Genomic DNA, 2,175 nt, shown 5'->3' with positions numbered 1-2,175 from the left:
TCTTTCGATTTGACTACGCTTGTCGTCCCTCCTGGCGGGACACTTTCACATCCGGACGGGGCAAAGCCCGCTGATACGGGCGACATTGTAAAGATGAAATCTCACAAAAATCTCAAATTTTGCCGGGGAGACGAAAAAAAAATGAAAAAAAATCGAAGTAACGGGTGGCGCGAACGGCAGGAGACCTGCGAGCAGTCGGATGTCAGATGTCGGAAGTCGGAAAAACAATTTCTGACATCAGATAGCGAAGCGTTCTGACATCTGGGTTCTCCAACGCGCAGAGTTGGCCCTCTGACAGCGAAGCGTTCCGACGTCTGACTTCGGACTTCTGCGATGCATTGGCGTCGCGTGGCGCGATCTTTCTCGCTACGCGCAGGCCAAAGGCCGTTCGCGCAGTCGAAGGCGTTTTCGCTACGTTGCTTTTCAACTTGCTGTGGTCCGACCCCGAAAACCAATTATTCCGCAGTTTGAGAGCTCATGTTCAGCAGAAACCGCCAGGCGGGTAGCACATCAATTGTTCCGGAATCGACCTGTATTTGCTCTTCCTCGTTACGCGTCACGACAATACCGTGCGACAGTTTCATTTCAGCCATCGCCTCGGCCAGCGCGGTTGTTTCCCGCTTGCGGGTTTTCTGGTCGGCCATCGATTCACAAACCTGAACAAGCATGCGGGACGGGCCTTGCCGTCCGGTAATAAAATCAACCTCCAGCCCCGTCCTGGTCTTGTAATAAAAAATGTCCGGTGTGACCCGGCGCAGTGCAGTGAATACCAGATTCTCAAGGAGATGACCTGAGTTGACCAGAATGCCAGAGGTGATCGACGTCACCAGTGCGTTATCGACGCAGTATATCTTTTTGGGGTTGGTCTTCGCCCGGACCAGCGAAGCGTCAAAGATGCGCACAGTAAACAGAACGTAGGCATCCTCGAACCATTCGAGATAATCGGAAACAGCAGATTTCGGCACTTTGTGGCCCAGGGATTTCAGATAGCCGGTCAGGTTGTTGATGGAATAGAGGGAAGCTGTATTGTCCACCAGCCAATGCGCCAGGTCTGTGACCGCCTTGGGATGAGAGATATCATGGCGTTCAACGAGGTCCCGGAACAACATGGCGTTGAAATATTCCTGGTGGATCTTGATTCGCAGCCTACGGTCAAGGCCTGCAACCTCTGGGAACCCGCCGGTTTCCCAGTATTCATCGAATGCCTTCTGGATAGTCAGACGCTTTTTGGTCGAGAGAGGACCGTCACTCTCGATCCCCTTGTAGTCGAGAAACTCCTGGAATGAGAACGGGAACATCTCCCATGTGAGTGCCCGGCCGCGCATCTGGGTTGCGATCTCCCGTGAAAGCATCTGAGCTGACGACCCGGTCAGGTACACCTCGCACTTTTCCATGCGCATCAAACGATCAACAAAGAGCTCCCAGCCAGGTACGACCTGGATCTCATCGAAAAAACAATAAACCTTCTCGACATTCTTTTTTTCCGGATAAAGTGAGAAGTAGGCCTCCAGAATCACGCCAAGGTTATCGTGTTGCAGGCGGTGCAGACGATCATCGAAAAAGTTCAGATAGAGGATATTCTGACGCGAAACGCCTGAATCCTGCAGCTTCTTCATAAGCTGGAACATGAAAGTCGATTTGCCGCTGCGGCGCACGCCGATGCAAACCGTGGCCTTGCCCGGCACATTTGAAACAACAACCCGCCTGGGCACCCCCGTCGGATGTTCAACCTCCTGAAAATCGAGGATGATTTCTTTTAGCTTGTCAATCATTGAGAGGCCTCCGGCATCCATTTTCTGGGCGACATGCTATCTGGTAATATTTTTTGCCAGATTAGCATCAAAGTGGCAATAACAATTTCCACCGTGTGAAAAGAAAAACGACGTGGCGCGTAACGGGTGGCGAGTGGCGCGAAAAGGCAAAAATCGACGTGGCGCATGGCGCGAACATTCGCGCAGCCGAAGGCGTTCACGCAGCGTTGCTTTTTTCTTTCTCGCTACGCGCAGGCCGAAGGCGTTCTCGCTGCTTTGCTTTTCGCGTTATCCGCCTCTTCTACGGCCAACAGAGCCATGAATGGCGGTTTGTCAAGTCTGTCCGCGGTGACACGCTGAACCGATCTTTACTCTCCCGGCATGGCCCCGTATACTCAGAAAAACGTCGAATGGAGGAGACATC

2 protein-coding genes are annotated in these 2,175 nt (G+C 52.6%); one reads left to right on the top strand and one right to left on the bottom strand.

The genetic code is table 11. From position 1 onward, the window contains the following. Positions 1–455: 455 nt before the first annotated feature. Positions 456–1,772 (bottom strand): ATP-binding protein, encoded by a 1,317-nt coding sequence (locus D6694_11065; GenBank protein RMH39583.1) that lies wholly within the window; start codon positions 1,770–1,772, stop codon positions 456–458. Positions 1,773–1,867: 95 nt separating this feature from the next. Here D6694_11065 and D6694_11060 point away from each other — a divergent pair. Beyond that, a partial coding sequence (locus D6694_11060; GenBank protein RMH39582.1) for a hypothetical protein occupies positions 1,868–2,175 on the top strand: 308 nt, incomplete at its 3' end.

It is taken from the genome of Gammaproteobacteria bacterium, from assembly GCA_003696665.1.
Taxonomy (GTDB): Bacteria; Pseudomonadota; Gammaproteobacteria; order Enterobacterales.
This window is presented reverse-complemented; position numbering and strand designations above follow the sequence as displayed.